Below are 23,127 nucleotides of genomic sequence, written 5' to 3' on the forward strand. Positions count from 1 at the left end.
CGATTGCGCTGGCATGGCCAACTGACCAGGACGTCGTTGAAACCATGCCGCTGAGCCGCTCCACCCCCGCGCCCGTCCGCCGCCTCCGCCCCGCCGGCCCGCATTGCCGCGGCGGCGCGTCGTCGCTGCTGCGCCTTGCGCAGCCCGCCACGCCGCGCCTGCCCAAGGCGCCGGACCTGTCGGGCTGGATCAGCAAGGCGGCCGGCATGCTGGGCGTGGGCGAGCCGCGCTTCCCGGCCTTTGCTGCCAGCGAACTGAGCAGCTGAGACGACCACCGAACGCAGCGAGGCCACCATGCCGCCACGCACCCTGCCGAACACGCCGCGTGTGGTTACGCGGATCGCGCCCAAGGCGCCCGTGCTGAAGCCGACCGACGCCTCGCGGCCGTCGAAGGTGCTGCAGACCGGCCGTGCGCCCGAGCAGCTGTCCTTGTTCCTGCGCCCGAGCGGCGCACGCTGAAAGGTTTTTGCGGACTGACACCTGTCCACCAGGGAAGCGGGCAATCCGGGGAGGTTGAGAGCGAGCCCCGGGCCACTGTCCCGCTTCCCTTTCTTTTTTCCGGTGTCGGCTCCCGACGGTGACTCGGTGAATACTCGGCGCGCATGCCCGCCGAACGCCTCCGCGACTACTGCCGCAGCGCGCTGCGCGACGACCTCGTCGCCGGTTTCATCGTCGCGATCCTGCTGATCCCCCAGAGCCTGGCCTACGCCCTGCTCGCCGGCCTGCCGCCCGAGGTGGGCGTGTATGCCAGCCTGCTGCCGATGCTCGCCTACGCCGCGCTCGGATCCTCTCCGGTCAATTCGGTCGGGCCGGTGGCGGTGGTGGCGCTGATGACGATCCAGGCCGTGCAGCCGCTGGCCGCGCAGGGGGTGCCGGTGCAGCACGCCGCCCTGGTGCTGGCGGCCGAATCCGGGCTGTTGCTGGCCGCCGCGGCCCTGTTCAAGCTCGACGCGCTGGCAGCCCTGCTGTCGACCCCGGTGCTGCATGGCTTTTCCACGGGCGCCGCGCTGGCCATCACCTGCTCGCAGCTGCCCGCGCTGCTGGGCGGTGCGGCACAGGGCTCCACCGTGCCGCAGCTGCTGCAGTCGTGGTGGCAGGCGCCGCGCCACGGCCACCTCGCCACCGCCGCCTTCGGCGTGGCCGCACTGCTGCTGCTGCTGCTCGCGCGGCGCCATGCGCAGGCGCTGCTGCGCCGCCTGCTCGCCGCGCCGACGGCGGCATTGGCGGCGCGCTGCGCGCCGCTGCTGGTGATCGCACTGGCGATCGCGCTGGCCGCGGCGGTCGGCGCCGACGCGCGCGGCGTCGCGCTGGTCGGTCGCCTGCCGGACTTCCACCTGCCGCTGGGCTGGCCGCCCCTGGACGCCGCGCTGTGGGCCGCCCTGCTGCCGGCCGCGCTGCCGCTCGCGCTGGTCACCTTCGTCAGCAGCCTGGCGGTCTCGGAAGGCCTGGCGCTGCGCCGGCGCGAGCAGGTCGATGCCCGCCGCGAACTCGCCGGGCTGGCCGCGGCCAACCTGGCGGCCGCCTGCGCGCAGGCGATGCCGGTGGGCGGCAGCTTCTCGCGCGGCGCGGTCAATGCCGAGGCGGGCGCGCGCACCCGCGCCGCCGGTGCCTGGTCGGCCCTGTTCATGGCGCTGGCGGTGCTGCTGCTGGCGGCACCGCTGGCCTGGCTGCCCGAAGCGGTGCTGGCGGCGACCATCGTCGTCGCGGTGCTGGGCGTGGTCGAGTGGCGCGCCTTCGCCGAGGCCTGGCGCTACGCCCCGGCCGAGTTCGGGGTGATGCTGGTCGTCGCGCTGCTGACCCTGCTCGGCGGCGCACAGTGGGCGCTGGGCGCCGGCGTGGCGCTGTCGATCGGGCTGCTGCTGCAGCGCAGCGCCAACCCGCACGTGGCGCGCATCGGCCGGGTCGGCGACACCGAGCACTATCGCAACGTCGACCGCCATGCGGTGCAGTGCACCCCCGGCGTGCTGGCGCTGCGCATCGACGAGAGCCTGCTGTTCACCAACGCGCGGCGCCTGACCGGCGTGGTGGACCACCACCTGGCCGCGCTGCCGGACACCCGGCGCGTGCTGCTGCAGATGTCGCCGGTGAACTCGATCGACTTCAGCGCCTACGAGGCGCTGCGCACGCTGCACGCGATGCTGGCCGAGCGCGGCATCCGGCTCGACCTGTCGGAGGTGAAGGGCCCGGTGATGGACCGGCTGCGCGCCGGCGGCTTCGAGGACTGGTTCCGCGGCCGGGTCTACCTCAGCCACCACCAGGGCATGGTGGACGCCGGCGAGTGACTACGCTGCCCGCTGACGCTCCACCGCGTTCTCGATCTGCTCCTGCACCTTGCGCGCGCCGCGCAGCACGAGCTGCGGGTCCAGGTCGGCCTGCGGCGCAACCTTCCCGGCCACCACGTCGAGCGTGTCCGGGTTGGTCATCAGCGCATGCGCCAGCGCCGACAGGGCGCAGATGGCGCGCCGCGGCAGCTGCATCGGCAGCTGCAGCGTGGCATTGACGATCACGTGGAAGCGCACGCTCGACACGGCCGGCCCCGACAGGCCCCAGGTCTCGCACAGCGCGGCGCCGAGCGCATCGTGGCTGACGCCGAACTCGTCGTGCTCGAGCAGCAGCAGGTCCTCGTCGTTCGCGGCCGCCTTCAGCAGCGGCTTGTAGCGCTCCGGCGCGTGGCGGAACAGCACCGCCTTGCCGCATTCCTCGAACAGGCCGGCGGAATGTGCCGCCCAGGGGTCGACGCCCAGCGCCTGGCCGATGCGGCCCATCAGCAGGCCGCGCACCGCGGCGCGCTCCCACAGCGGGTCGAGCTCGGGCGCGGGCGGGAAGACGGCACGCAGGCCCATCTCGAAGGTCACCGCCGCGACCTCGCGCGTGCCGAGGTAGGTGATGGCCTGCTGCACGCTCTGCACGCGGCCGGACAGGCCGTACAGCGAGGAGTTGACCGCCTTCAGCACCGCCGAGGCGAGCGCCATGTCGCCGCTGACCAGGGCGCTGACCGACTGCAGGTTGACCTCCTCCTCGGCCAGCAGCAGCGAGAGCTTGACCAGCGAATCGGGCTGGGCGGGGATGTCGATGTTGAGTGAACGCAGTTCCTTGTCGACGGGCATGGTGCACGCCTTTCGGCAGTCGTGGGGTCGCCGGGGCATCGTAGGCCGGCGGCGTTGCGGCGAACCGAGGAGAAACAGCGCGTTCGCGGTGCAGTTCACAGCCGCAGCGCGTCCCAGCCGGTCTTGGCGATCAGCGCCGCGACGACCAGGATGAACGCGCCGCGCACGAAGCCCGCGCCGTGGCGCAGGGCCAGCCGCGTGCCGACCAGGCTGCCGGCCACGTTGGCCACCGCCAGGACCGCCGCGACATGCCACCACACATGCCCCTTGAGCGCCAGCAGCAGCAGCGCCGCGCCGTTGGTGGCGGTGTTCAGCAGCTTGGCGCTGGCCGAGGCGTGCAGGAAGTCGAAGCCGAGCAGGCGCACGAAGCCGAACACGAAGAAGCTGCCCGCACCCGGGCCGAAGAAGCCGTCGTAGAAGCCGACCGTCACGCCGATCGCGCCGGCCAGCGCAAGCTGCACGCCGCGCCGCGCCGACGGCGCGTGGTGCCGGCCCAGGTCCTTGCGGGCGAGGGTGTAGAGCAGCACCGCGGCCAGCACGACCGGCAGCGCCTTGCGCAGGCCGCCGGGGTCGACCTGCGTCAGCGCCCAGGCCCCGGCCAGGCTGCCGCACCAGGCGGCCAGCGCGGCCGGCAGCAGCACGGCCCAGGGCATCTGCACCCGGCGCGCGAACTGGCGCGTGGCCCAGGCCGTGCCCCAGATGCCGGTGGCCTTGTTGGTGCCCAGCAGCGTGGCGGCCGGCGCCTCGGGAAACACGCTGAACAGCGCCGGCACCAGCACCAGGCCGCCGCCGCCGACGATCGCGTCGACGCAGCCGGCGCCCAGCGCCGCCAAGGCGGCGATGGCGAGATCGAGCGACAAGTCGGAGAGGAAGAAGTCGAAAGGGGCGCCGGTGGAGTCCCACCGGCGCCCCTCGATTTTTGCATCGGCCGCTGCTGCGGCCTGTCAGAGTGTCGCGACCTGCGGCAAGCCGCGGCGCGTTTCGAGTCTCCTCAGTCCCCCGCCGTGGCGAGGCCCCTGGGGGCCCGCTGCGAGTGGGCGAACTGTAGGCGGGTGGCCAGGGGGCCGCAGCAGGGCTTACCCTGAAGCTGGCAGCGGCAGCGTGAGCTGCACGGTTGTGCCTGCGCCGAGGTGACTGCTCACGTCGACCTGCCCGCCGTGCAACTCGACGATGCGCTTGACGATCGCGAGCCCAAGGCCCTTGCCGCCCTCGCCGGTGGCCGGCGCGACGCTGGCGCGGGCCTGGTAGAAGCGGTCGAACAGGTGCGGCAGGTCGGCCGCGGCGATGCCGGGCCCGGTGTCGGCCACGCGCACCGCGAGCTGCCCGGGCTCGCGCCGCGCCGCCAGCGTGATCGTGCAGCCGGCCCCGCCGTGCTTGAGCGCGTTGTCGACCAGATTGGCCACCGCGCGCTCGAACAGCTCGACGTCGACGTCGGCCGGCACCGGCTCGCCGTCGGCCGGCTCGTCGACGCGCAGCTGCACCTGCTGCGCGCGGGCGCGTTCGGCGAAGCGGGCGCGGATCTGGTCGAGCAGCTCGACCACGTCGACCGGCTCGCGCTGCAGCGCATAGGCCGGCTCGTCGAGCCGCGCCAGCTCGCCGAGCGACTGCACGAGGCGCGCCGCATTGCGGCTGTTGCGCAGCGCCACCTCGACCAGGCGGCGCTCCTCGGCGCGCGCCGCGTCCTCGCCCCAGCGCTGCTGCAGCGTCTCGAGACAGGCCACCGTCGCGGTCAGCGGCGAGCGCAGGTCGTGCGACAGGTTGCTCACGCCCTCGCGGCGGAAATGGTCGAGCCGGCGCAGCGCGGCCCATTGGCGGCGCAGGGTCTCCAGCATCATCGCGAAGGCGCCGGTCAGGCGGCCGAACTCGTCGCGCCCGGGCGGCGCGAGCAGCGCGGCCGGGGTGCGGCCGGGGTCCTCCTCCAGGCCCTGCGCCGACAGCTGCGCCACCGCCTCGGTGAGGCGACGCAGCGGCCGCGTGACGGCGGCGATGATCAGCGCCGCGAACAGCGAGGCCAGCGCGACGATGCCGGCGATCGGCGCCAGCGTGGGCAGCGCCAGGCTGCCGCGCAGCGCGGCCCAGCGCGCCTCGGGCGTCTCGTCGGTGTGGCAGACGAGGTAGAGGTAGCCGGCCGCCTGCTCGCCGGGCCGGATCACGGCGCGGCGCAGCGGCCAGGCCGCGACCACGGCGTCGGCGTCCATGCGCTCGGGGTCGTCGCCCATCACGTAGCCTTCGCCCCAGCGGGCCCGCCCGGCCCGGGCGCGCTCGACGGCCGCGCGCACCGGAGCGATCGCCACCTTGAAGCCCGGCGGCAGCTGCGCCTGTCCGGTGCTGGCCAGCACCAGGCCCTCGGCATCGAGCAGGTAGAGCTGGGTGTCCGGCTCGTAGAGCACGAGGCTGCGCAGCCAGTCGCGAAACTCGTCGGGGCGGCGCTGCTGCAGGTCGAGCAGGTCGTCGTAGGCGGCGGTGACCCGAGCCAGGAAGGCGTTGGCGCGCTGGAAGGTGGTCTCGTGCTCGAAGCGCTGGAAGCCGTACAGCACCGCGACCATCACGCCGAGCGCGGTGACCAGTCCGGTGGCCAGCACCGTGAGGGCGAGCTTGAGGCGGACGCTCACCGGACACCGCTCGTCATCGAGGAGGCTCGCGCATCTTGTAGCCCGCGCCACGCACCGTGAGGATCAGCTCGGGCCGCATCGGGTCGGCCTCGAGCTTGTTGCGCAGCCGGTTGATGTGGGTGGTGACGGTGTGCTCGTAGCCGTCGTGGCTGTAGCCCCAGACGGCGTCCAGCAGCTGGGTGCGCGAGAACACCAGGCCGGGGTGCGACGCGAAGTGCAGCAGCAGGTCGAACTCCAGCGCGGTGAAGGCGATCTCGGCGCCGCGGTAGTGCACGCGGCGCTTGGCCGGCTCGATCTCCAGCTCGCCGTTGCGGATCAGCCGTGCCGGCCCGGCACCGGCCTGCTGCGCGGCCCGCAGCAGCTCGGCGCGGCGCAGCAGCGCCTTCACGCGCGCCAGCAGTTCGGCCAGCGAGAAGGGCTTGGTCAGGTAGTCGTCCGCGCCGAGCTCGAGGCCGAGCACGCGGTCGAGCTCGGTCGACTTGGCGGTCAGCATCAGGATCGGCGCAGCGCTGCCGCGTGCACGCAGCGCCTTGCAGACCTCCAGGCCGTCGAGCGCCGGCAGCATCAGGTCCAGCAGCAGCAGGTCGGCCGGGCGCTCGAGCTGGCGCGCCAGCGCCGCGGCGCCGTCGGCCACCGCGTCGACCGCGTAGCCGGCATTGCGCAGGTTCAGCACCAGCAGCTCGCGGATGTCGGCCTGGTCTTCGGCGACGAGGATGGAGGCAGGTGCGCTCGACATGGTCCCGATTGTCGGGCGCTGCGACGGCGTTCTTACAGCCTTGTGATCTGGCCGTGATCTTCGGTGAGCGGCGCGCGATCCGGGCCGGCCACAGTGGCCCCCATCGATTCACCGCCGCCGAGGACCCCCATGAACGCCGCCGCTGCCGTGCCCTGGACCGAGATGTTCTCCCACCGTGACGCGCTGGTGCGCTTCGCGCAGCGCCGCCTGCTTGACCCCACCCTGGCCGAGGACGTGGTGCACGACGTGTTCGAGGCCGTGCTGGCCGGCCGCGCCTCGTTCGCCGGCCGCTCGGCGCTGCGATCCTGGCTGACCGCCATCCTCAAGCACAAGATCGTCGACCTGGTGCGCCAGCGCGCCGGGGTCGAGAGCCTCGAGACCGCCGGCCCGGACGACGAGGACGGCGCACGCGAGATCGTCTGCCCGCATGCGCGCCCCGACGAGCTGGCCGAGCAGCGCGAGCGGCTCGCGCAGACGCTGGCGCGCATCGAGGCGCTGCCCGCCGGCTTGCGCGAGGTGGTGCAGCGCCGCGTGCTGCAGGACCAGGACAGCGCCGAGGTCTGCGCCGCGCTCGCGATCAGCGAGGACAACCTGTTCGTGCGCCTGCACCGGGCGCGCCGGCAGCTGCTGAACTGAGGTTCAGGGGCTGCTGAAGCGCACGATGCTGCCGCGTGTCAGCACGTACAGGCTGCCGTCGTTGCCGACCCGCATGTCCACCGGGTTGCCGGACACGCTGCCGAAGCGGTAGGCGGCGCTGCCGTTGGCCAGGTCGAGCCGGCCGATGAAGCCGCCGCAGTAGTCGGCGAAGTAGTAGCTGTTGCGGTAGGCGGCCGGGAAGCTGCCGCTGCTGCCGTAGAACGCGCCGCCGGTGATCGCACAGCCGCTGAAGAAGCCGCTGGTGGCGTCCGGCGAGCTGCTGTGGTCGTAGGCGAACAGCGGCGCGGCGATGCCGGCCGCACTCGTCGGCCCCTCGGTGCTCGGCCAGCCGTAGTTGGCGCCCGGCGCACCGACGTTGATCTCCTCCCAGGTGCCCTGGCCGACGTCGTTGATGTGCAGGCGGCCGTCGCTGGCGCGCACCGAGAACGTGAAGGGGTTGCGCAGGCCGCGCGCCCAGATCGCGTCGACCAGCGTCGCCGGCGCCTGGTAGTGCGGGTTGTCGGTCGGGATCGTGCCGTCGTCGTTGAAGCGCAGCATCTTGCCGAACGGGTCGTTCAGGTCCGGCGCCTTGCTGCTGTCGGCGTTGTCGCCCACCGCCACGTAGAGCTTGCCGTCCAGGCCGAAGTGCATCGCGCCGCCGTTGTGGTTGGTGGCACCCGACAGCGCCGGCAGATCGGCGATGCGCAGCTCGCTGCCGGCCTGCACGACGTTCGGGTTGCCGGCATCGGCGGTGAAGCGGCTGATGCGGTTGTGCGTGCCGTTCTCCGTGGTCGTGTGGTACAGGTAGATCCAGCGGTTGCTCGCGAACTGCGGGTGCAGCGCCACGCCGAGCAGGCCGCGTTCGCCCTGCGGATCGACGGCGAGGGTGATGAAGGGGGTGGCCAGCAGCGTGCCGTTGTCCACCACGCGCAGTGAGCCGCCCTGCTCGGCGACGAAGAAGCGCCCGTCGGGCGCCTGCGCGAAGGCGGTGGCGCTGGAGAGGCCGCCGACCCATTCGCTGCGCGTGAAGCCGGCCGGCTGCGTGCGGCTGCCGCCGAAGCTCACCACCGCGCTGGCCCAGGCCGAGGTGTTGCCGGCGGCGTCGCGCGCCCGCGCGCGCAGCACGTGCTGGCCGGCGGCGTGGACCGTGGTGTCGATGTTCACCGTCAGCGGCGAGCCGCCCGCGCTGCCGCCCGTGACGGCCTGGCCGTCGAGCTGGATCTCGAGCGAGGTGACGCCGACGTTGTCGGTCGCGCTCGCGGTGACGGCCAGCGTGCCGCTCAGGTTGCCGGTCAGGTTCGCCGGGGAGTCGATGCGCGCCACCGGCGCCTGCGTGTCGCCGGCCGGCATGGCGATCGTCACCGCGACCGGGCCGCTGGTGGTCGTGGCACCCTGGTCGTCGGTGGCCCGTGCGGTGAGCGTGCGCATGCCGGCGGTGGCCGGCGTCCAGCTGACGCCGTACGGCGCACTGGTGTCGGTGGCGCCGATCTTCACGCCGTTCTCGAAGAACTCGACGCCGGTCACGTTGCCGTCGCTGTCGTCCGCGGTCGCGCTCAGGGCGATCGGCGTGCCCACGGTGCCGTTGCTGCCGGCCGCCGGCGCCGTGAGCGAGACAGTCGGCGGCTGGTTCGGCGCCACGTCCTCTTCGAAGGTGGCGGTGTAGGTGGTGTCCGTCGCCGGGGTATCGATCAGGTGCGAGGCGGCACCGCCGTCGCTCCAGCGCACGAAGCGCCAGCGCCTGCCATTGGCGGTCTGGTCGGCCGCGGTCAGCCGCCGCTCGATGCCGACCACGCCGGTGAAGCTGCCGGGCGCGCCCTGCCCGTCCAGGCTCAGCGCCAGGCCCGGGGGATCGGTGGCCAGGGTGACGACCACGGTGCGCGGGAGGATGTCGCGCGTGACCTCGGTGACGGCGCCCGCGCTGTCGGTGGCGCGCAGGTGGAAGCGGTAGAAGATGTTGGCGGAGGTCTCGCCCTGGGTCGGGATGGTGGCCTGCCCCGTGCCGCCGCTGGTCTCAGGCTGGAAGGGGTGGGTGTGCGCATCGTGGTGCAGTTCGGCCCACCAGGTCAGGCGCGACGCGGCCAGCGTGCCGTCCTCGGCGTCGGTGGCGCTGCCGGCGAAGGTGATCGTGTCACCGGCGGCGAACCGGCTGTTCGCCGCGGGCGCGGTGATCGTCGCGACCGGGGCCTGGTTGGGCGCCGGCGCGGGGGCGGCCTCGTCGTCTCCTCCGCAGGCCGACAGCAGCGCGGTCGACAGTCCCAGCAGCACCCACCAGCGGCGTTCCATGTGTCCCCCTTGGCGCCGCGCATGACGCGCGGCCGGCGGCATTGTGCTCAGTCAGGCACGGCGGGCCGGTGAGCGTTTGTACGCGCCTCAGGGGTTGCGCAGCACCCGCAGCGGCGCGCCGAGGCTGCGCGCCAGCCAGCGGCCGGCCTCCTCGGGCGCGAGCGGGCGCGCGTGCAGGTTGCCCTGCATCACCGTGCAGCCGGCGGCGAGCACGGCCTCGGCCTGGGCCTGCGATTCGATGCCCTCGGCCACCACCTCGAGCTTCAGGGTCTGCGCGATCGCGCAGATCGCCTGCACGATGGCCGTCGCGTCGGGCGCCGGCATCGGCTCGATCAGCGAGCGGTCGATCTTGACGGCGTGCAGCGGCAGGCTGCGCAGCATGTTCAGCGACGAGAAGCCGATGCCGAAGTCGTCCAGCGCCACCTCGATGCCGAGCGCACGCAGCGCCGCGAGGCGGCCGCGCAGCGCACCGATGTGCGCCACTGCGGCGCTTTCGGTGATCTCCAGCGAGAGCAGGCCCGGCGGCACGCCGTGGCGGCGCAGCAGCCGTGCCACGTCGTCGGGGAAGGCCGGGTCGAGCAGCTCCAGCGGCGACACGTTGACCGCCACGGGCACGCCGCGGCCGAACTCGGCATGCCAGGTGGCGGTCTGCGAGCAGGCCTGCGCGAGGATCAGCCGGCCCAGCGGCACGATCAGGCCGGTGCGCTCGGCCGCCGGGATGAACTCGTGCGGGCCGACGCGCCCGATGCCCGGGCGGTCCCAGCGCGCCAGCGCCTCGAAGCCGAGCAGCGCACCGCTGACGCCGTCGACCTTGGGCTGGTAGACCAGGCTGAATTCCTCGTTGCGCAGGCCGGCGCGCAGCGCCTGCTCGGCCAGCAGCGACAGCCCCGAGCCGTGCTCGAAGCGCTGCTCGGCGTACTGCAGCGAGGTGCCGGGCGTGTGCTTGGCCTCGTGCATCGCAGCGTTGGCCGCGCGCAGCAGCGCCTCGGGATCGCGCCCGTGCACCGGGTGCAGCACCACGCCGATCGAGGCGTCGAGATAGAACTCGTGGCCGGGCAGCGGCAGCGGCTGCGCGAGCAGCTCGCGCACCGCCTGCGCCACGTGCTGCGCGGCCCGGTCCGGGGCCTCGGCCGGGGCGAGCAGCGCGAACTCGTCCTCGCCCAGGCGCATCACCTCGGCGCGCCCCTGCAGCGCGCCGGCCAGCGAGCCGGCCAGCGCGCGCAGCACCGCGTCGCCGACCGACGGGCCGTGCGCCTCGTTGAAGAGCGCGAAGCGGTCCACGTCCAGCAGCAGCAGCGCGAAGCCGGCGCGTGCCGCGCACAGCTCGCGCAGCCGGGCCTGCAGCGCGCTGCGGTTCGGCGCGCCGGTCAGCTCGTCGTGGGTGGCCTGGTGCAGCAGCGCGGCGGTGGCGTCGTGCTGCGCGGTCTCGTCGGTGACGACCACCTGCTCGGCCGGCTGGCCGTCCCAGTCGATGCGCCAGGCGGTGAAGCGCAGCCGGATCGGCGTGCCGTCGAAGCGGTAGCGCAGGCCCGACCAGCTGGCCTGCGCCATCTCGCCGGAGATCAGCTGGCGGTGCCGCTCGCGCGCGCCTTCGCGCTCGCCCTCGGGCATGGTGGCGTCGCGCCACAGCGTGTGCACCTCGGTCAGCGAGTTCAGGCCGTACATGCGCAGCAGCGCCGGGTTGGCGTACAGCAGGTGCTCGCCGCGCACCACCGCCACGCCCTGGTGCGAATGCTCGGTCAGGTGGCCGAGCCGGTCGCGCGCGCGCTGCGACTCCTGCGCCGAGCGGCGCACCGCGGCGTGCAGCAGCGTCAGCCCGAGCGCCAGGCGCAGCAGGGTGCCGGCCACCGCCTGGCGCGCCGCCGCCTCGGGCCCGAGCAGCGGGTACTGGAAGTGGTTCAGCGTCAGCAGCAGCAGCAGCAGCGCGGCGAGCCGCTCGGCGCCGCCCTGCGGCCACAGCAGCCAGGCCGCGGTCAGCGCGACGCCGAGCTGCAGCGTGGCCACGCTGAGCAGCATCGGCCGCTCGCCCAGCGGCAGCAGCAGCACGCCGGTGACGACCAGCCCGAGCACCAGCAGCGGCAGGCGGCGCGACGGCAGCGGCCGGTCCGCCAGGTAGGCCACGCCGAGCGCGATCAGCCCCACCGAGGCCAGCCCGGTGGCGACCAGGATCGCCAGGCCCGCCAGGCGCGCCGCCTCGCCGCCGGCGTTCATGACGAGCCAGCCGAGCGGCAGGCCGACATGCGCGAGGAAGGCCAGCCCGATCATGCGCAGGAAGGCCTGCGTGCGGTCGCGCGACCAGGCGGCCAGCAGCGCCGTGCCCATCGCCAGGCAGATCGCGCTGTTGATCAGCATCACGACGTTCATGGCGCGGCATCCTCGAGCATCCAGCGCGCCGCGCGCTCGGCGACCATCAGCGTCGGCGAGTTGGTGTTGCCGCTGGTGATGGTGGGCATGATGCTGGCATCGGCGACGCGCAGCGCGCGCACGCCGTGCACGCGCAGCCGCGCGTCGACCACCGCGAGCGGGTCGGACGCCGGCCCCATCTTCGCGGTGCCGACCGGATGGAAGATGGTGGTGCCGATGTCGCCGGCCAGGCGCGCCAGTTCGTCGTCGCTCTGGAACTGCACGCCGGGGCGGAACTCGCGCGGCGCGTACCTGGCCAGCGCCGGCTGGGCCGCGATGCGGCGCGTCAGGCGCAGCGAGTCGGCGGCGATGCGGCGGTCCGCGTCGGTCGACAGGTAGTTCGGCGCGATCGCCGGCGCCTCGTGCGGGTTCGCCGAGCGGATGCGCACCGCGCCGCGGCTGGTCGGGTTGAGGTTGCAGACGCTCGCGGTGAAGGCGTCGAAGCGGTGCAGCGGCTGGCCGAAGGCCTCCAGCGAGAGCGGCTGCACGTGGTACTCGAGGTTGGCGTGCGCCTGGCCCGGGTCGCTGCGCGTGAAGGCGCCGAGCTGCGACGGCGCCATGCTCATCGGGCCGCTGCGCGTGAACAGGTACTGCGCGCCGATGCGCGCCTTGCCGAGCCAGGAGTTCGCGAGCGTGTTGAGCGTGCTGACGCCTTCGACCTGGAACACGGCGCGGATCTGCAGGTGGTCCTGCAGGTTGCGGCCCACGCCGGGCAGCTCGCGCTCGACCGCGAGGCCGTGGCGCAGCAGCAGCGCGGCCGGCCCGAGGCCGGACAGCTGCAGCAGCTGCGGCGTGCCGATCGCGCCGGTGGCCAGCACCAGCTCGCCGCCGGGGGCGAGGCGCGCCTGCAGCGGCGCCCCGCCGCCGGCCGGCGCGACCTCGATGCCGGCGGCCGCGAGTGCACCGTCGGGACGCTCGAGCTGCAGCCGCGTGATCGTCGCGCCGGTCCAGACCTGCAGGTTCTCGCGCTGCTGCACCGGGCGCAGGAAGGCCTTGGTGGCGTTCCAGCGGATGCCGGCGCGCTGGTTGACCTCGAAGTAGCCGACGCCGGTGTTGTCGCCGCGGTTGAAGTCGTCCGTGGCCGGGATGCCGGCCTGCACCGCGGCCTGCGCGAAGGCGTCCAGGATCTCCCAGCGCAGGCGCTGGCGCTCGACGCGCCACTCGCCGCCCGGGCGCGCCCCGCTGGCGTCGAAGCCGGGGGCGGCGTGGAAGTCGTTCGCGCCGCCGTGGTGGTCTTCGTGGGCGAGGAAGTCGCTCAGGCAGTCGGCCCAGCCCCAGCCGGGGTTGCCGAGCGCGGCCCACTGTTCGTAGTCACGCGCCTGGCCGCGCATGTAGATCATGCCGTTGATGCTGCTGCAGCCGCCCAGCACCTTGCCGCGCGGATAGCGCAGCACGCGGCCGTTCAGGCCGGGGTCGGGTTCGGTCTGGTAGAGCCAGTCGGTGCGCGGGTTGCCGATGCAGTACAGGTAGCCCACCGGCACGTGCACCCAGAGGTAATCGTCGTTGCCGCCGGCCTCGACCAGCAGCACGCGCTTGTCGCGTCGGGCCGAAAGGCGGTTGGCCAGCAGGCAGCCGGCCGTTCCGGCGCCGCAGACGATGTAGTCGTAGGTGTGGTCCGTCATCCCTGTTCCGGGGACGGATCATAGGAGCTACCTCGGCAGGGGCGGCAGCGGGTCGATCCCGGGGGCCGGCTCGGGGGGGGTGTGCGCGACGTTGAGCACCCAGCAGACCATCGTGAAGTAGCCCACCAGCGCGGTCAGGTCGACCACGCCGCGTTCGCCGAGCCGCGCCAGCGCCCGCGCGTAGGTGGCGTCGCAGACGCCGTGGTGCGCGAGCAGCTCGCTGCAGAAGTCGTGCACCAGCGCCTCGTCCTCGCTCATGTCGGCCGGGCGGGCACCCTCGCGCAGGGCGGCGATGCTGGCCGAGCTGGTGCCGGCCTTGGCCGCCGCGGCGGCGTGGATGGCCCACTCGAACTGCTGGGTGGTGGCACGCGCCACCATCAGGGTGGCGAACTCGTTCAGCCGCGTGGGCAGCGCACTGTCGAAGCGCAGGTACTCGCCGACGCGCTGAACACGGTCGAGCAGCACCGGGCTGCGCAGCAGCGGGATGAACGGGCCCTTGACGGCCTTGCGCGGGCCGGCGATCAGGGCGTCGGCCGCCGCGCGCTGGGTGGCGTCGAGCTGGTCCATGGACAGCGGCGGGAGTCGGTCGGTGGGGCTCATGCGGGGCTCCTCGTGAGGTCGGGCCACAGAATGATCGCGCCGCCGGCGAGCAGCGCAGCGGCCGCCCATTGCGCCAGTGCCAGCGCACGGGCCGGGTCGCTGCCGAACAGGCCGACGCTGAACGGCCCGGCCAGCTGCCCGGCGGCGAAGGCCGCGGTCATCGCGGCCATCAGGCGCGGCGCGCGCTCGCCGGCGCTGCGCCGCGCCTCCTGCATCGCGGCCATCGTCATCACCATGAAGGTACCGCCGACGCAGACCGCGCAGGCGAGCAGGCCGGCGAGTGTCGGCCAGCCGGCCGCCAGCGCCAGGCCGAGTGCCATCACGCCCTGGCCGAGCGCCCATAGCCGGCGCGGCGCGAGCCGGCCGGCCCAGCGTGCGGCCAGCAGCGTCGACAGCGCGGCCGCAGCGCCGAAGGCGGGCCAGACCCAGCCGAACAGGGCCGGGTCGGCGACCTGCTGGCGCGCCAGCGCCGGCAGGAAGGTCGCGGGGATGATGTAGCCGAAGCCGAAGGCACCGTAGCAGACCACCAGGCGCCAGCCGTCCGGCCCGAGCCCGCGGCCCGATGCCGCGGCACGGGCCGCGTCGCCGGCCAGGTGCGGCAGCGCGAGGTGCACACCGAGCGCCACGGCCGCCGCCACGGCACCGAGCAGCGCCCAGGTGGGCGCCGGCGCCCAGCCGGCGATGCCGGCCCCGAGGCCGCCGAGCCCGGCCAGCGCAATGCCGGTGCCGACGCCGGCGAACACCAGGCCGGCGCGCCGCGCATGCCCGGCCGCGGCCAGCGCCGGCACGGCCCAGGCGGACACGCCCACCAGCACGTAGGCACTCGCCACGCCGGCCCCGAAGCGAAGCGCCAGCCAGAGCGGGTACAGCGTCGTCAGCGCCATGCCCAGCGTCAGCAGCGCCACCGCGGCGAGGCCGGTGCGGGCAGCGCGCAGCGGCGCGGGGGTCCACACCGTGCAGGCCAGCGCGCCGGCCAGGTAGCCAAGGTAGTTGGCGCCCGCCAGCGCGCTGGCCTGCGGCAGCGAGAGCTGCCCGGCCGCCTGCATCAGCGGCAGCATGGGCGTGAAGGCGAAGCGGCCGATGCCCATCGCCGAGGCCAGCCCGAGCAGGCCGACCAGCGCGATGCGCCCGGGGCCGATCGTCATGGGCTCAGCGCAGGCCGCCGGCCAGCACCGGGAACAGCTTGACCAGCCCGTCGCTCATCACCTCGACCGCCAGCGCGGCGAGGATCAGGCCCATCAGCCGCGTCATCACGTTGATGCCGGTCTGGCCCAGCACCTTGGCGATGCGCCCGGAGAGGTTGAACGCCACCCAGACCGACAGCCCGATCACCACGCCGTAGCCGACCAGCACGCCGAGTTGCCACCAGTGGCGCGTCTTGTCGGCGTAGATGACCATGGTCGAGATGGTCGCCGGGCCGGTCAGCAGCGGAATGGTGAGCGGCACGATGGCGATGCTGTCGCCGGCGTCGACCTTGTGGTTGCCCTCGCTCACGTCCTCCTTGCGGCCCTCGGCCGGCTGGGCGTTGAGCATCTGCAGCGAGGAGATCAGCAGCAGCATGCCGCCGCCGACCTGGAACGAGGCCAGCGAGATGCCGAAGAACTCGATGATCTTCAGGCCGGCCAGCGCCGACACGGCGATGACGCAGAAGGCGCTGAAGGCCGCGACGCGGATCGTGCGCTGGCGCTGCTGGCGGCTGAAACCCTGCGTGAAGTGGATGAAGAAGGGGATGCAGCCGATGGGATTGACGATCGCCAGCAGCGCGATCAGCGGCTTGAACAGGTCCATTCGCGCATCCTATCCGGGCGTGCCGGGCCGGGCTGCCTCGTGCCGGTGCGCGCTGCGCCGCCGCGGGGCGGAGCGAGGGTAAACGCGGTCTGCCTCAAAACAACAAACCCCGGCCGGGTCGGTGCGCACGCTGGCGCAATTCACTTATATTGCGGCTTCCGTGTGTTTGGATGCCGCGCCTTCGCTTGAATGGTTCACGACGGGTTGAAGCTCCACATGGCAGGAACTGGAAAGAAGGGGCTCAACCATGAGCAGCAAACTGTACGTCGGTAATCTCGCCTATGCGATCCGCGACGAGGACCTGCAGCAGGCGTTCTCGCAATTCGGCACCGTCACCTCGGCCAAGGTGATGATGGATCGTGAGACCGGCCGCTCGAAGGGCTTCGGCTTCGTCGAGATGGCCTCGGAGGCGGAAGCCCAATCGGCCATCAACGGGATGAACGGCCAGCCGCTGTCCGGGCGGGCCTTGGTCGTCAACGTCGCACGCCCGCGCGAGGAGCGTCCGGGCGGCTTCCGCGGCGCCTACGGCGGCGGCCGCTCGGGTGGCGGCTACGGTGGCGGCGGCGGGGGTTACGGCGGCGGTGGCGGCAGCGGCTATGGTGGCGGCGGCGGCGAAAGCGGCGGCGGTCGTGGCGGCTACGGCGGCGGTGAAGGCGGCGGCGGTGGTCGCGGCGGTTATGGCGGCGGCGGCGGTGGTCGCGGCGGCTACGGTGGCGGCGGCGGCGGTGGCCGCGGCGGCTACGGTGGTGGTGGCGGCAGCGGCGGTCGCGGCGGCTACTGAGCCGGCGACTCACAGTCCCCGAAGGGCGGTTGGCGCGAGCCACCGCCCTTTTGCTTTCATCGGTCGATCACGAACGACCATTTGGCGAACAGCTCGCTGCGGCGCGTCGCGGGCTGCCCCGGTCCGGGCTGCTCGACCTCGCGCGTCAGCCCGGCGCTCAGGCTGCGACCCACGCCGAAGCGGCGCTGGAACACCAGCGAGGTGATGTGCGTGCGCGCGTCGGCCCCTTCCAGCCCGAGTGCCGGTTCCTCGCTGCGGCGGTAACGCGTGCGCTGCCACAGCGCGCGCAGCGAGTCACGCGCGTCGACGTGCAGCACGCCGAGCCAGCGCAGTGCGCCGTCGGTGAAGGCGCGCGCGCCGTCCGGCCGCTCGACGGCCGTTTGCTCGACACGGTGCTCCGACTCCAGCCCCCAGCCGTTGGGCAGGCCGGCGCGCCACTGCGCCTCCAGCAGGATGGTGCGGCCGGGTGCCGCGCGGTCGGCCTCGGCATCGAGCAGGCGGCCGAGCGTCATGTCGAGCTGCAGCTTGGTCAGCCAGGGTGCGGGGTTGGACATGACGCTGAAGGCGAGGCCGCGCAGCGGGTGCAGCCGTCCGTCCGCCCTGGCCCGTTCCGCCTCCAGGCGCAGGTGCACGAAGGCCTCGGTGTTGCGGGCCGCCGTCCACCACAGGCCCGGGTGCCAGTAGCGCCCGACCGTTTGCCCACCCGGGATGCCGTTCACCGGGTCGGGCAGCGTCACCTGCTGCTGCCACCACAGGTAGTTCTCGAATTCGTACGCGGTGAAGGGCAGCGGGCCCGGCACCTCGACCTCGCCCCAGCGGCGGATCAGCTCGTTCTGCAGCACGCGCACGCCGGCACGCTCGACGAAGCCGTTGCGGTGCCGGAAGCCGGGGCTGATGTCCAGGGCCTCCGCATTCCAGTTCCACCGCGGCGAGCGCAGGGCCCAGACCGCGTGCAGGTGGCGTCCGCGCTGCGCCGGCAACCCCATGTCGCCGGTCGACGGATCCGCCGGGCGCACCGGGCCGCTGGTGTTCGACGCCATCGCGCGCAGGCGCAGCTGGCCGTTCTCGGCCGGTCGCCACCACCAGTCGGCGCCGAGCACCTGGTTGGACTCGCCGTCCACCTCGTCGCGCGTGGAGACCAGCAGCCCGGTCGTCGCGTCCTCGGCATGCCAGCGCCCGCGCAGCAGCGTGGCCTGGGCACGGCGCTGCTGCACGCGCGTGCCGGTGCCGAACGCGCCCGGGTCGAGCTGGGTGCCGCCGCCGTCGTCGCGCAGCGTCAGCGCGGTGGCGTCGGCACGGGCGCCGCGCCAGGTGGCGCGCAGGCCCCAGCCGGGATCGGTGATCGAGCGCGAGTAGTAGGCCGCGGGCGACAGGTCCAGCACGTCGGTGCTCTCGAGGAAGAACGGCCGCTTCTCCGGCACCACCAGTGCGAAGCGGCGGCTCGCGGCAAGCTGCGGCACGTCGAGCTCGACCTGCGAGAAGTCCGGGTTCAGCGTGGCGTCGAACACCCAGTCGGCGCGCGGCCGCCACTTGATCTCCGCACCGAGCGCGGCCTCCTGGTCGCGCGTTCGCGCGGCGCCGGTGCGTTCGCGCGTGGCACGCAGGGTCAGCTCGGGGCGCACGGACAGCAGCGCGTGGTCGCGCGCGGCGGCGACGGTCTCCTCCAGGCCGCCGATCTCCTCGAGTTCGGCAATGAAGCTCAGCGCGTCCTTGGTCAGGGGCGCGGACAGCAGCAGCACGCTCGCGTCGCGCGGAATGCTGCGCCCGGCCATCACGCGCCACGGCCGGCCGCCCTCGTAGGGGTAGCGCAGGGCCAGCAGCGGCACGCGCAGCTCGACGCTGTAGCCGTCGGGCAGGCGCCGGGCGGCGGCCTCGACCTCGAAGTCGGGCGAGAAATCCTCCGCGTCCTCCTCGGCCTTGAAGACGCCGTCGGCCAGCGTGCCCGATGCGTTGACGCGCCAGAACTGCGCGGCGCGCCGGCTGCCCACGGCATCGACCAGCACCATCACGAAGTCCTGATCGCGCTTGACCTGGTCGCGCCGCATCAGCGGGGCGCGGATCTCCTCGGGGCGCGGGTCCCAGGCGCGCAGGCCGAACACCAGCGCATGTTCCTCGGCGACGATCTGCAGCGTCGTGCGGTAGCCGGCCGGCGCGTCGGTCAGCTCGACCGGCAGGAACTGTCCGAAGCGGTCGTGCACCGGCGCCTGCGCCCAGGCCTCCTCGTCGAGCGCGCCGTCGATGCGCAGCGGCGCCAGCGAGGCGGGCGCGCGCCAGGCCACCGGCTGCGCTGCCGCCAGCGCGCACTGCGCGCCGAGCAGCAGCGCGGCGAGCCGACCCCGACTCATTCGCCCTGCCGGCGCTTGCGCGGCCGGCCGGCGAGCAGGCGGTCGAAAAGGGGGTTGGGCAGCAGGCGCAGCAGCTTGGCCACCACGCCCATCTGCCAGGGGATCACGCGGTAGCTGGTGCCGGCCGCGATGGCGCGCTGGGCACGCTCGGCGAAGGCCTCGGGGGACAGCAGGAACTGCATGCGGTAACGGTTGCGGCGTGTCAGCGGCGTGTCGACGTAGCCCGGCACGATGGTCACCACCTTCACGCCGTCGGCGCGCAGATCGCCGCGCAGGCTCTCGCAGTAGCTGATCACCGCGGCCTTGCTGGAGCAGTAGGCGCCGTGGCCGGGCAGGCCGCGGATGCCGGTCACGCTGGCGATGCCCACCAGCGTGCCGGCGCGCCGCTCGCGCATCGGGGCGACGAAGGGGTGGAAGGTGGCGGCCATGCCGAGCAGGTTGGTCTCGAAGCTGGCGCGCATCACCTCCAGGTCCTCGTAGACCGCGGTGTCCATGCCGATGCTGATGCCGGCGTTGGCGATCACCACGTCGGGCAGCCCTTGCGCGGCGATGCAGGCGCGCCCGGCGGCGGTGATGGCAGGCACGTCGCGCACGTCGGCACCGTAGACCGCGCAGTCCTGCGCCGCCCAGCCCTGGGCGCGCACCCAGGCCTCGAGCTCGGCGGCGCGACGCGCCACCAGCGCCACGCGCCAGCCCGACGCGCGATAGGTCCGGGCCAGCGCATGGCCGATGCCGCTGGAAGCGCCGGTGATGTAGACGAGCGGGGCGGCCATCGTGTCAGCGCGCCCGCGGCTCGAAGGTGGCGCGCACGCGGCCCTTCAGCTCTATCACGCGGGCCAGGTTGTCGTACTCCATGCCCACCGCGCGCAGTTCGGTGGCGCCGCGCCGCACCACCACCGGCAGGTGCGAGCGCACCTTCTCGGTCAGCAGGAAGGCATGCAGGAACTCGCTGCGGAACTCGATCGGCGCCTCGCCGGCCGCGCCCTCGCGCAGCACCTCGGCGTTGCCGAACAGCTGAACCTCGCTGCCGTCGCCGTTGGACAGCGCCCGCTGCGCGGAGGCGCGCGTGACGCGGCCGTCGGCGCCGATCGCGCGGATGCGCGGGTGGCTGACCTCCACCGTGTCGGTGTCCGGGAAGTGGCGCAGCTCGTCGCCCTCGATCTGCACGCTCAGCCGGCCGTCGGCACCGAAGCGCTGCACCTGGAACTGCTGCATCGTGTAGTCGGGCTCGTGGCGCGGCGGCGCCTCGGGCTGCTGGGCCTCGGGCAGCGGCGTGTTCTTCACCAGCCACCAGGTGCCGAGCGCGAGCAGCGCCATCAGCAGCACCGGAAGGTAGGCGGTGACGGTCTCGAGCAGGCGCAGGTGCCAGGGCAGGCGGGCGCGGCGGCGGTCCGGCGCAGGCGCCGGCGCGAGCACGGCCAGGTCGCCGAGCGGTTCGCCCCGCGCTTCGCTCATCGGTCAGCCACGCGCGCTCACGCGGCGCTTCCGTCCAGCGTGACGAGGTGGTCCTGCAGCAGCGCGGCGTAGCGGCCGGCGGCGATCAGCAGCAGGTCGCAGCATTCGCGCGCCGCGCCGTGGCCGCCGGACGCGCCGGTCACGTGGTGGGCCACTGCGCGCACTTCGGCATGCGCGTTGGCGGGTGCACAGGCGAAGGCGGCGCGCTGCAGGAGCGGCAGGTCGGGCCAGTCGTCGCCCATCACGGCCACCACCGACCAGTCCAGGCCGAGACTGGCCAGCAGCGGCTCGGCGGCCGCGAGCTTGTCGCCGGCGCCGAACACCGCGTGCGCAATGCCCAGGTCGGCCACGCGCCTGCGCACCGCCGGGGAGTCGCGCCCGGTGATCACCGCCGGCACGATGCCGCCGCGCGCCAGCAGTTTCAGCCCGTGGCCGTCGAGCGTCGAGAACGCCTTGACCGTTTCGCCCTGCTCGCCGATGTAGATGCGGCCGTCGGTCAGCACGCCATCGACGTCGAAGATCGCCAGTCGCACCCCCTGCGCGGCGAGCAGCAGCTCGGGCGGAAAGTTCAGCGCGGGAACGGTGGGCGGCATGGCCGGCGCAGTCTAGCCCAGGGCCCGGTGCGGCCGCGTCGCGCCCATGACCGGGCCCCCCGCGCCCAGGGTTTCCCCTCGGGCGTTTGACCTGCGTCAGTTCTACACTGATGATCAGCACACTGTTCATCAGCTGTCGAAGCTTTTGCCCGGATCAACCGCCACGAGGAGACCCCCATGCGCCGCCACCACCTGCTGCCCCTGCTCGCTGCCACGTTCGCCGTCCCGGCCGGGGCGCAGGGCGACTATCCGGCCAGGCCGGTGACCATCGTCACCGCGTTCGCGGCCGGCAGCGGGCCGGACGCGGTGCTGCGCCTGGTGGCCGAGAAGCTCGGCCGGGCCTGGAACCAGCGCGTGCTGGTGGACAACAAGCCGGGCGGCGGCGGCTTCATCGCGATCGATGCGGTCAAGCGCGCGCCGGCCGACGGCTACACCCTGCTGCAGCTCGACAGCGAACACCTTGCGGCGTTGCCGCACCTGTACAAGTCGCGCGGCTTCCGCACGCTCGACACCTTCGAGCCGGCCGCGGCGCTGTTCCGCACGCCCTTCATGGTGGCGGTGGCGAGCGACTCGAAGTGGAAGACGATGACTGACCTGGCCGCCGCCGCCAAGGCCGCGCCGGGGCGCGTCAGCTTCGGCTCCTGGGGCGTCGGCAGCCCGGGCCACCTGGGGGCCGAGCAGCTCGAGATGGCCAGCGGCATCGAGATGCAGCACGTGCCCTTCCGCGAGGTGTCGCAGCTGTTCACCTCGGTGGGCACCGGCGACGTGAGCTGGAGCTTCGGCAGCATCCCGTCCAGCCAGGGCGCCTACAAGGCCGGCAAGCTGCGCTACCTCGCGGTGGCGGCGGCCAGGCGCATCCCGCAGCTGCCCGACGTCCCGACCGTCGCCGAGGCCGGCGGGCCGGCCGGCTTCGAGGTCAATTCCTTCGTCGTGCTGGTGGCCCCCAAGGGCCTGCCGGCCCCGGTGCGCGCGCGCCTCAACGCCGACGTCGCCAAGGCCGTCGCCGAGCCGGACATCCGCGCACGCTTCGACACCTTCGCGTTCGAGCCGCTCGCCTGGTCCCCGGAGGAGATCGTGCGCCAGGCCGAGGCCAAGTCGCGCGTCTACGAGGCACTGGTGCAGCGCAAGAACATCAGCCTCGAATGAGGCGCGCAGGGGCGGCCGTCCAGTAGCATCGGTGCGTCTTACCGGGGCCGGCACGGCTCCTGCGACCGCCGCCACGGATGGCCTCGACGCTCGAACTCGTTCTGCTCTACCTCGTGGCCGCGGTGGCCGGCGTGGTGGCCTGCCGCCTGGTGCGGCTGCCGCCGATGCTGGGCTACCTGGTGGTCGGCGTGATCATCGGGCCCAACGCCACCGCGCTGGCCAAGGACTCCGCCGGCGTGCAGTACCTGGCCGAGTTCGGCGTGGTGTTCCTCATGTTCGTGATCGGGCTGGAGTTCAACCTGCCCAAGCTGAAGAGCATGCGCAAGCTGGTCTTCGGCCTCGGCATGGCGCAGGTGCTGCTCACGATCGTCGGCACGCTCGCCGGTCACGTGCTGCTGACCTGGATCTACTCCTACACCAGCCGGCCCTGGGAGCTGGCCTGGCCGGGCGCGCTGGTGCTGGGCGGTGCGATGGCGATGTCCAGCACGGCGATCGTCGGCAAGCTGATGGCCGACCGGCTCGAGCTCGAGAGCGAGCACGGCCGGCGCGTGATGGGCGCGCTGCTGTTCCAGGACCTGGCCGTGGTGCCGCTGCTGGTGCTGATCCCGGCGCTGAAGTCCAGCCCCGCCGACCTCGCCACCGACATGGCCTGGGCCGGACTGAAGGCCGCGGCCGTGCTGACCGTGCTGCTGGTGGGCGGGCAAAAGGCGATGCGCTGGTGGCTCACGCTGGTGGCTCGGCGCAAGAGCGAGGAGCTGTTCGTCCTCAACCTGCTGCTGATCACGCTCGGCCTGGCGTGGCTGACCGAGCACGCCGGGCTGTCGCTCGCGCTCGGTGCCTTCGTCGCCGGCATGCTGGTGGCGGAGACCGAGTACAAGCACCAGGTCGAGACCGACATCCGGCCGTTCCACGACGTGCTGCTGGGCCTGTTCTTCATCACCATCGGCATGAAGCTCGACTGGGGGTCTCCTCGTTTTCAGTGCAATAAGTGACGGTACGAAAAGCTAGCACTGGCGCGGA

Annotated in this window: 20 protein-coding genes and 1 pseudogene; 7 read left to right on the plus strand and 14 right to left on the minus strand. The window is 73.4% G+C overall.

Features of this window, described 5'->3' with window-relative positions; translation table 11 throughout:
• The first annotated feature begins 44 nt into the window (after positions 1–44).
• The 3 genes from D9C15_RS03750 to D9C15_RS03755 all read left to right on the plus strand — a co-directional run bounded on the left by D9C15_RS03750 (position 45) and on the right by D9C15_RS03755 (position 2,282).
• Complete coding sequence (locus D9C15_RS03750) at positions 45–266, plus strand: hypothetical protein (RefSeq protein WP_205854709.1); 222 nt, start codon at positions 45–47, stop codon at positions 264–266.
• Between the two features lie 28 nt (positions 267–294).
• Positions 295–459: a hypothetical protein gene (locus tag D9C15_RS33310; protein WP_164886632.1), complete on the plus strand. Its 165-nt coding sequence runs from the start codon at positions 295–297 to the stop codon at positions 457–459.
• A gap of 143 nt (positions 460–602) precedes the next feature.
• Positions 603–2,282, plus strand: coding sequence for a SulP family inorganic anion transporter (locus D9C15_RS03755; protein WP_127996067.1), 1,680 nt, complete (start codon positions 603–605; stop codon positions 2,280–2,282).
• Here D9C15_RS03755 and D9C15_RS03760 read toward each other — a convergent pair whose 3' ends face one another.
• From D9C15_RS03760 to D9C15_RS03775, 4 genes are all read right to left on the minus strand, one after another.
• Positions 2,283–3,107 carry an HDOD domain-containing protein gene (locus tag D9C15_RS03760; protein WP_127996068.1) on the minus strand — a complete coding sequence of 275 codons (825 nt, stop codon included), beginning with the start codon at positions 3,105–3,107 and terminating at the stop codon, positions 2,283–2,285. It lies immediately after the preceding gene.
• 95 nt (positions 3,108–3,202) lie between these two features.
• The gene (locus D9C15_RS03765; protein WP_127996069.1) at positions 3,203–3,967 is read right to left on the minus strand and encodes a sulfite exporter TauE/SafE family protein; all 765 of its coding nucleotides are present in this window, start codon (positions 3,965–3,967) and stop codon (positions 3,203–3,205) included.
• Between the two features lie 216 nt (positions 3,968–4,183).
• Complete coding sequence (locus tag D9C15_RS03770; RefSeq protein ID WP_127996070.1) at positions 4,184–5,719, minus strand: sensor histidine kinase; 1,536 nt, start codon at positions 5,717–5,719, stop codon at positions 4,184–4,186.
• A gap of 13 nt (positions 5,720–5,732) precedes the next feature.
• The gene (locus D9C15_RS03775; protein ID WP_127996071.1) at positions 5,733–6,455 is read right to left on the minus strand and encodes a response regulator transcription factor; all 723 of its coding nucleotides are present in this window, start codon (positions 6,453–6,455) and stop codon (positions 5,733–5,735) included.
• Between the two features lie 129 nt (positions 6,456–6,584).
• Between D9C15_RS03775 and D9C15_RS03780 the strand changes: the two genes are divergently transcribed.
• Positions 6,585–7,091 (plus strand): sigma-70 family RNA polymerase sigma factor, encoded by a 507-nt coding sequence (locus D9C15_RS03780; protein ID WP_127996072.1) that lies wholly within the window; start codon positions 6,585–6,587, stop codon positions 7,089–7,091.
• Positions 7,092–7,094: 3 nt separating this feature from the next.
• Here the strand turns inward: D9C15_RS03780 and D9C15_RS03785 are convergent, their stop codons facing one another.
• From D9C15_RS03785 to D9C15_RS03810, 6 genes are all read right to left on the minus strand, one after another.
• Positions 7,095–9,374, minus strand: a complete 2,280-nt coding sequence (locus D9C15_RS03785) for a PQQ-dependent sugar dehydrogenase (RefSeq protein WP_127996073.1) — start codon at positions 9,372–9,374, stop codon at positions 7,095–7,097.
• 87 nt (positions 9,375–9,461) lie between these two features.
• Positions 9,462–11,738: a putative bifunctional diguanylate cyclase/phosphodiesterase gene (locus D9C15_RS03790; protein ID WP_127996074.1), complete on the minus strand. Its 2,277-nt coding sequence runs from the start codon at positions 11,736–11,738 to the stop codon at positions 9,462–9,464.
• Positions 11,735–13,399: a GMC family oxidoreductase gene (locus D9C15_RS03795; protein WP_127996075.1), complete on the minus strand. Its 1,665-nt coding sequence runs from the start codon at positions 13,397–13,399 to the stop codon at positions 11,735–11,737. Before D9C15_RS03795 ends, D9C15_RS03790 begins: the two co-directional genes overlap by 4 nt.
• A gap of 27 nt (positions 13,400–13,426) precedes the next feature.
• Entirely contained in the window at positions 13,427–13,999 is a 573-nt protein-coding gene (locus D9C15_RS03800; RefSeq protein ID WP_127996076.1) for a carboxymuconolactone decarboxylase family protein, read from the minus strand.
• Entirely contained in the window at positions 13,996–15,144 is a 1,149-nt protein-coding gene (locus D9C15_RS03805) for a YbfB/YjiJ family MFS transporter (protein ID WP_127996077.1), read from the minus strand. Before D9C15_RS03805 ends, D9C15_RS03800 begins: the two co-directional genes overlap by 4 nt.
• A gap of 4 nt (positions 15,145–15,148) precedes the next feature.
• Positions 15,149–15,787 (minus strand): MarC family protein, encoded by a 639-nt coding sequence (locus D9C15_RS03810; protein ID WP_127996078.1) that lies wholly within the window; start codon positions 15,785–15,787, stop codon positions 15,149–15,151.
• A 247-nt stretch (positions 15,788–16,034) separates the two neighbouring features.
• On the opposite strand from D9C15_RS03810, the gene rbp reads away from it, so the two are divergent.
• Complete coding sequence (rbp, locus tag D9C15_RS03815) at positions 16,035–16,568, plus strand: RNA-binding regulator (RefSeq protein ID WP_127996079.1); 534 nt, start codon at positions 16,035–16,037, stop codon at positions 16,566–16,568.
• Between the two features lie 56 nt (positions 16,569–16,624).
• Here rbp and D9C15_RS03820 read toward each other — a convergent pair whose 3' ends face one another.
• The 4 genes from D9C15_RS03820 to D9C15_RS03835 are packed head-to-tail and all read right to left on the minus strand — an operon-like array spanning position 16,625 to position 20,961.
• Positions 16,625–18,913: a DUF5916 domain-containing protein gene (locus D9C15_RS03820; protein ID WP_127996080.1), complete on the minus strand. Its 2,289-nt coding sequence runs from the start codon at positions 18,911–18,913 to the stop codon at positions 16,625–16,627.
• The gene (locus D9C15_RS03825) at positions 18,910–19,686 is read right to left on the minus strand and encodes an SDR family oxidoreductase (RefSeq protein ID WP_127996081.1); all 777 of its coding nucleotides are present in this window, start codon (positions 19,684–19,686) and stop codon (positions 18,910–18,912) included. Before D9C15_RS03825 ends, D9C15_RS03820 begins: the two co-directional genes overlap by 4 nt.
• 4 nt (positions 19,687–19,690) lie before the next feature.
• Positions 19,691–20,368 (minus strand): LPS export ABC transporter periplasmic protein LptC, encoded by a 678-nt coding sequence (gene lptC / locus D9C15_RS03830; protein WP_127996082.1) that lies wholly within the window; start codon positions 20,366–20,368, stop codon positions 19,691–19,693.
• Between the two features lie 17 nt (positions 20,369–20,385).
• On the minus strand, positions 20,386–20,961 hold the full coding sequence (locus D9C15_RS03835; protein ID WP_127996083.1) for a KdsC family phosphatase: 576 nt from the start codon (positions 20,959–20,961) through the stop codon (positions 20,386–20,388).
• A 177-nt stretch (positions 20,962–21,138) separates the two neighbouring features.
• Here D9C15_RS03835 and D9C15_RS03840 point away from each other — a divergent pair, with 177 nt between their 5' ends.
• Together D9C15_RS03840 and D9C15_RS03845 are read left to right on the plus strand one after the other, a co-directional pair.
• Positions 21,139–22,107 (plus strand): Bug family tripartite tricarboxylate transporter substrate binding protein, encoded by a 969-nt coding sequence (locus D9C15_RS03840; protein WP_127996084.1) that lies wholly within the window; start codon positions 21,139–21,141, stop codon positions 22,105–22,107.
• Positions 22,108–22,184: 77 nt separating this feature from the next.
• Positions 22,185–23,069, plus strand: a pseudogene (locus D9C15_RS03845) (cation:proton antiporter); the annotation flags it as partial.
• Positions 23,070–23,127: the final 58 nt, after the last annotated feature.

Source organism: Piscinibacter defluvii, assembly GCF_004011805.1.
Classification (GTDB): domain Bacteria; phylum Pseudomonadota; class Gammaproteobacteria; order Burkholderiales; family Burkholderiaceae_C; genus Piscinibacter; species Piscinibacter defluvii.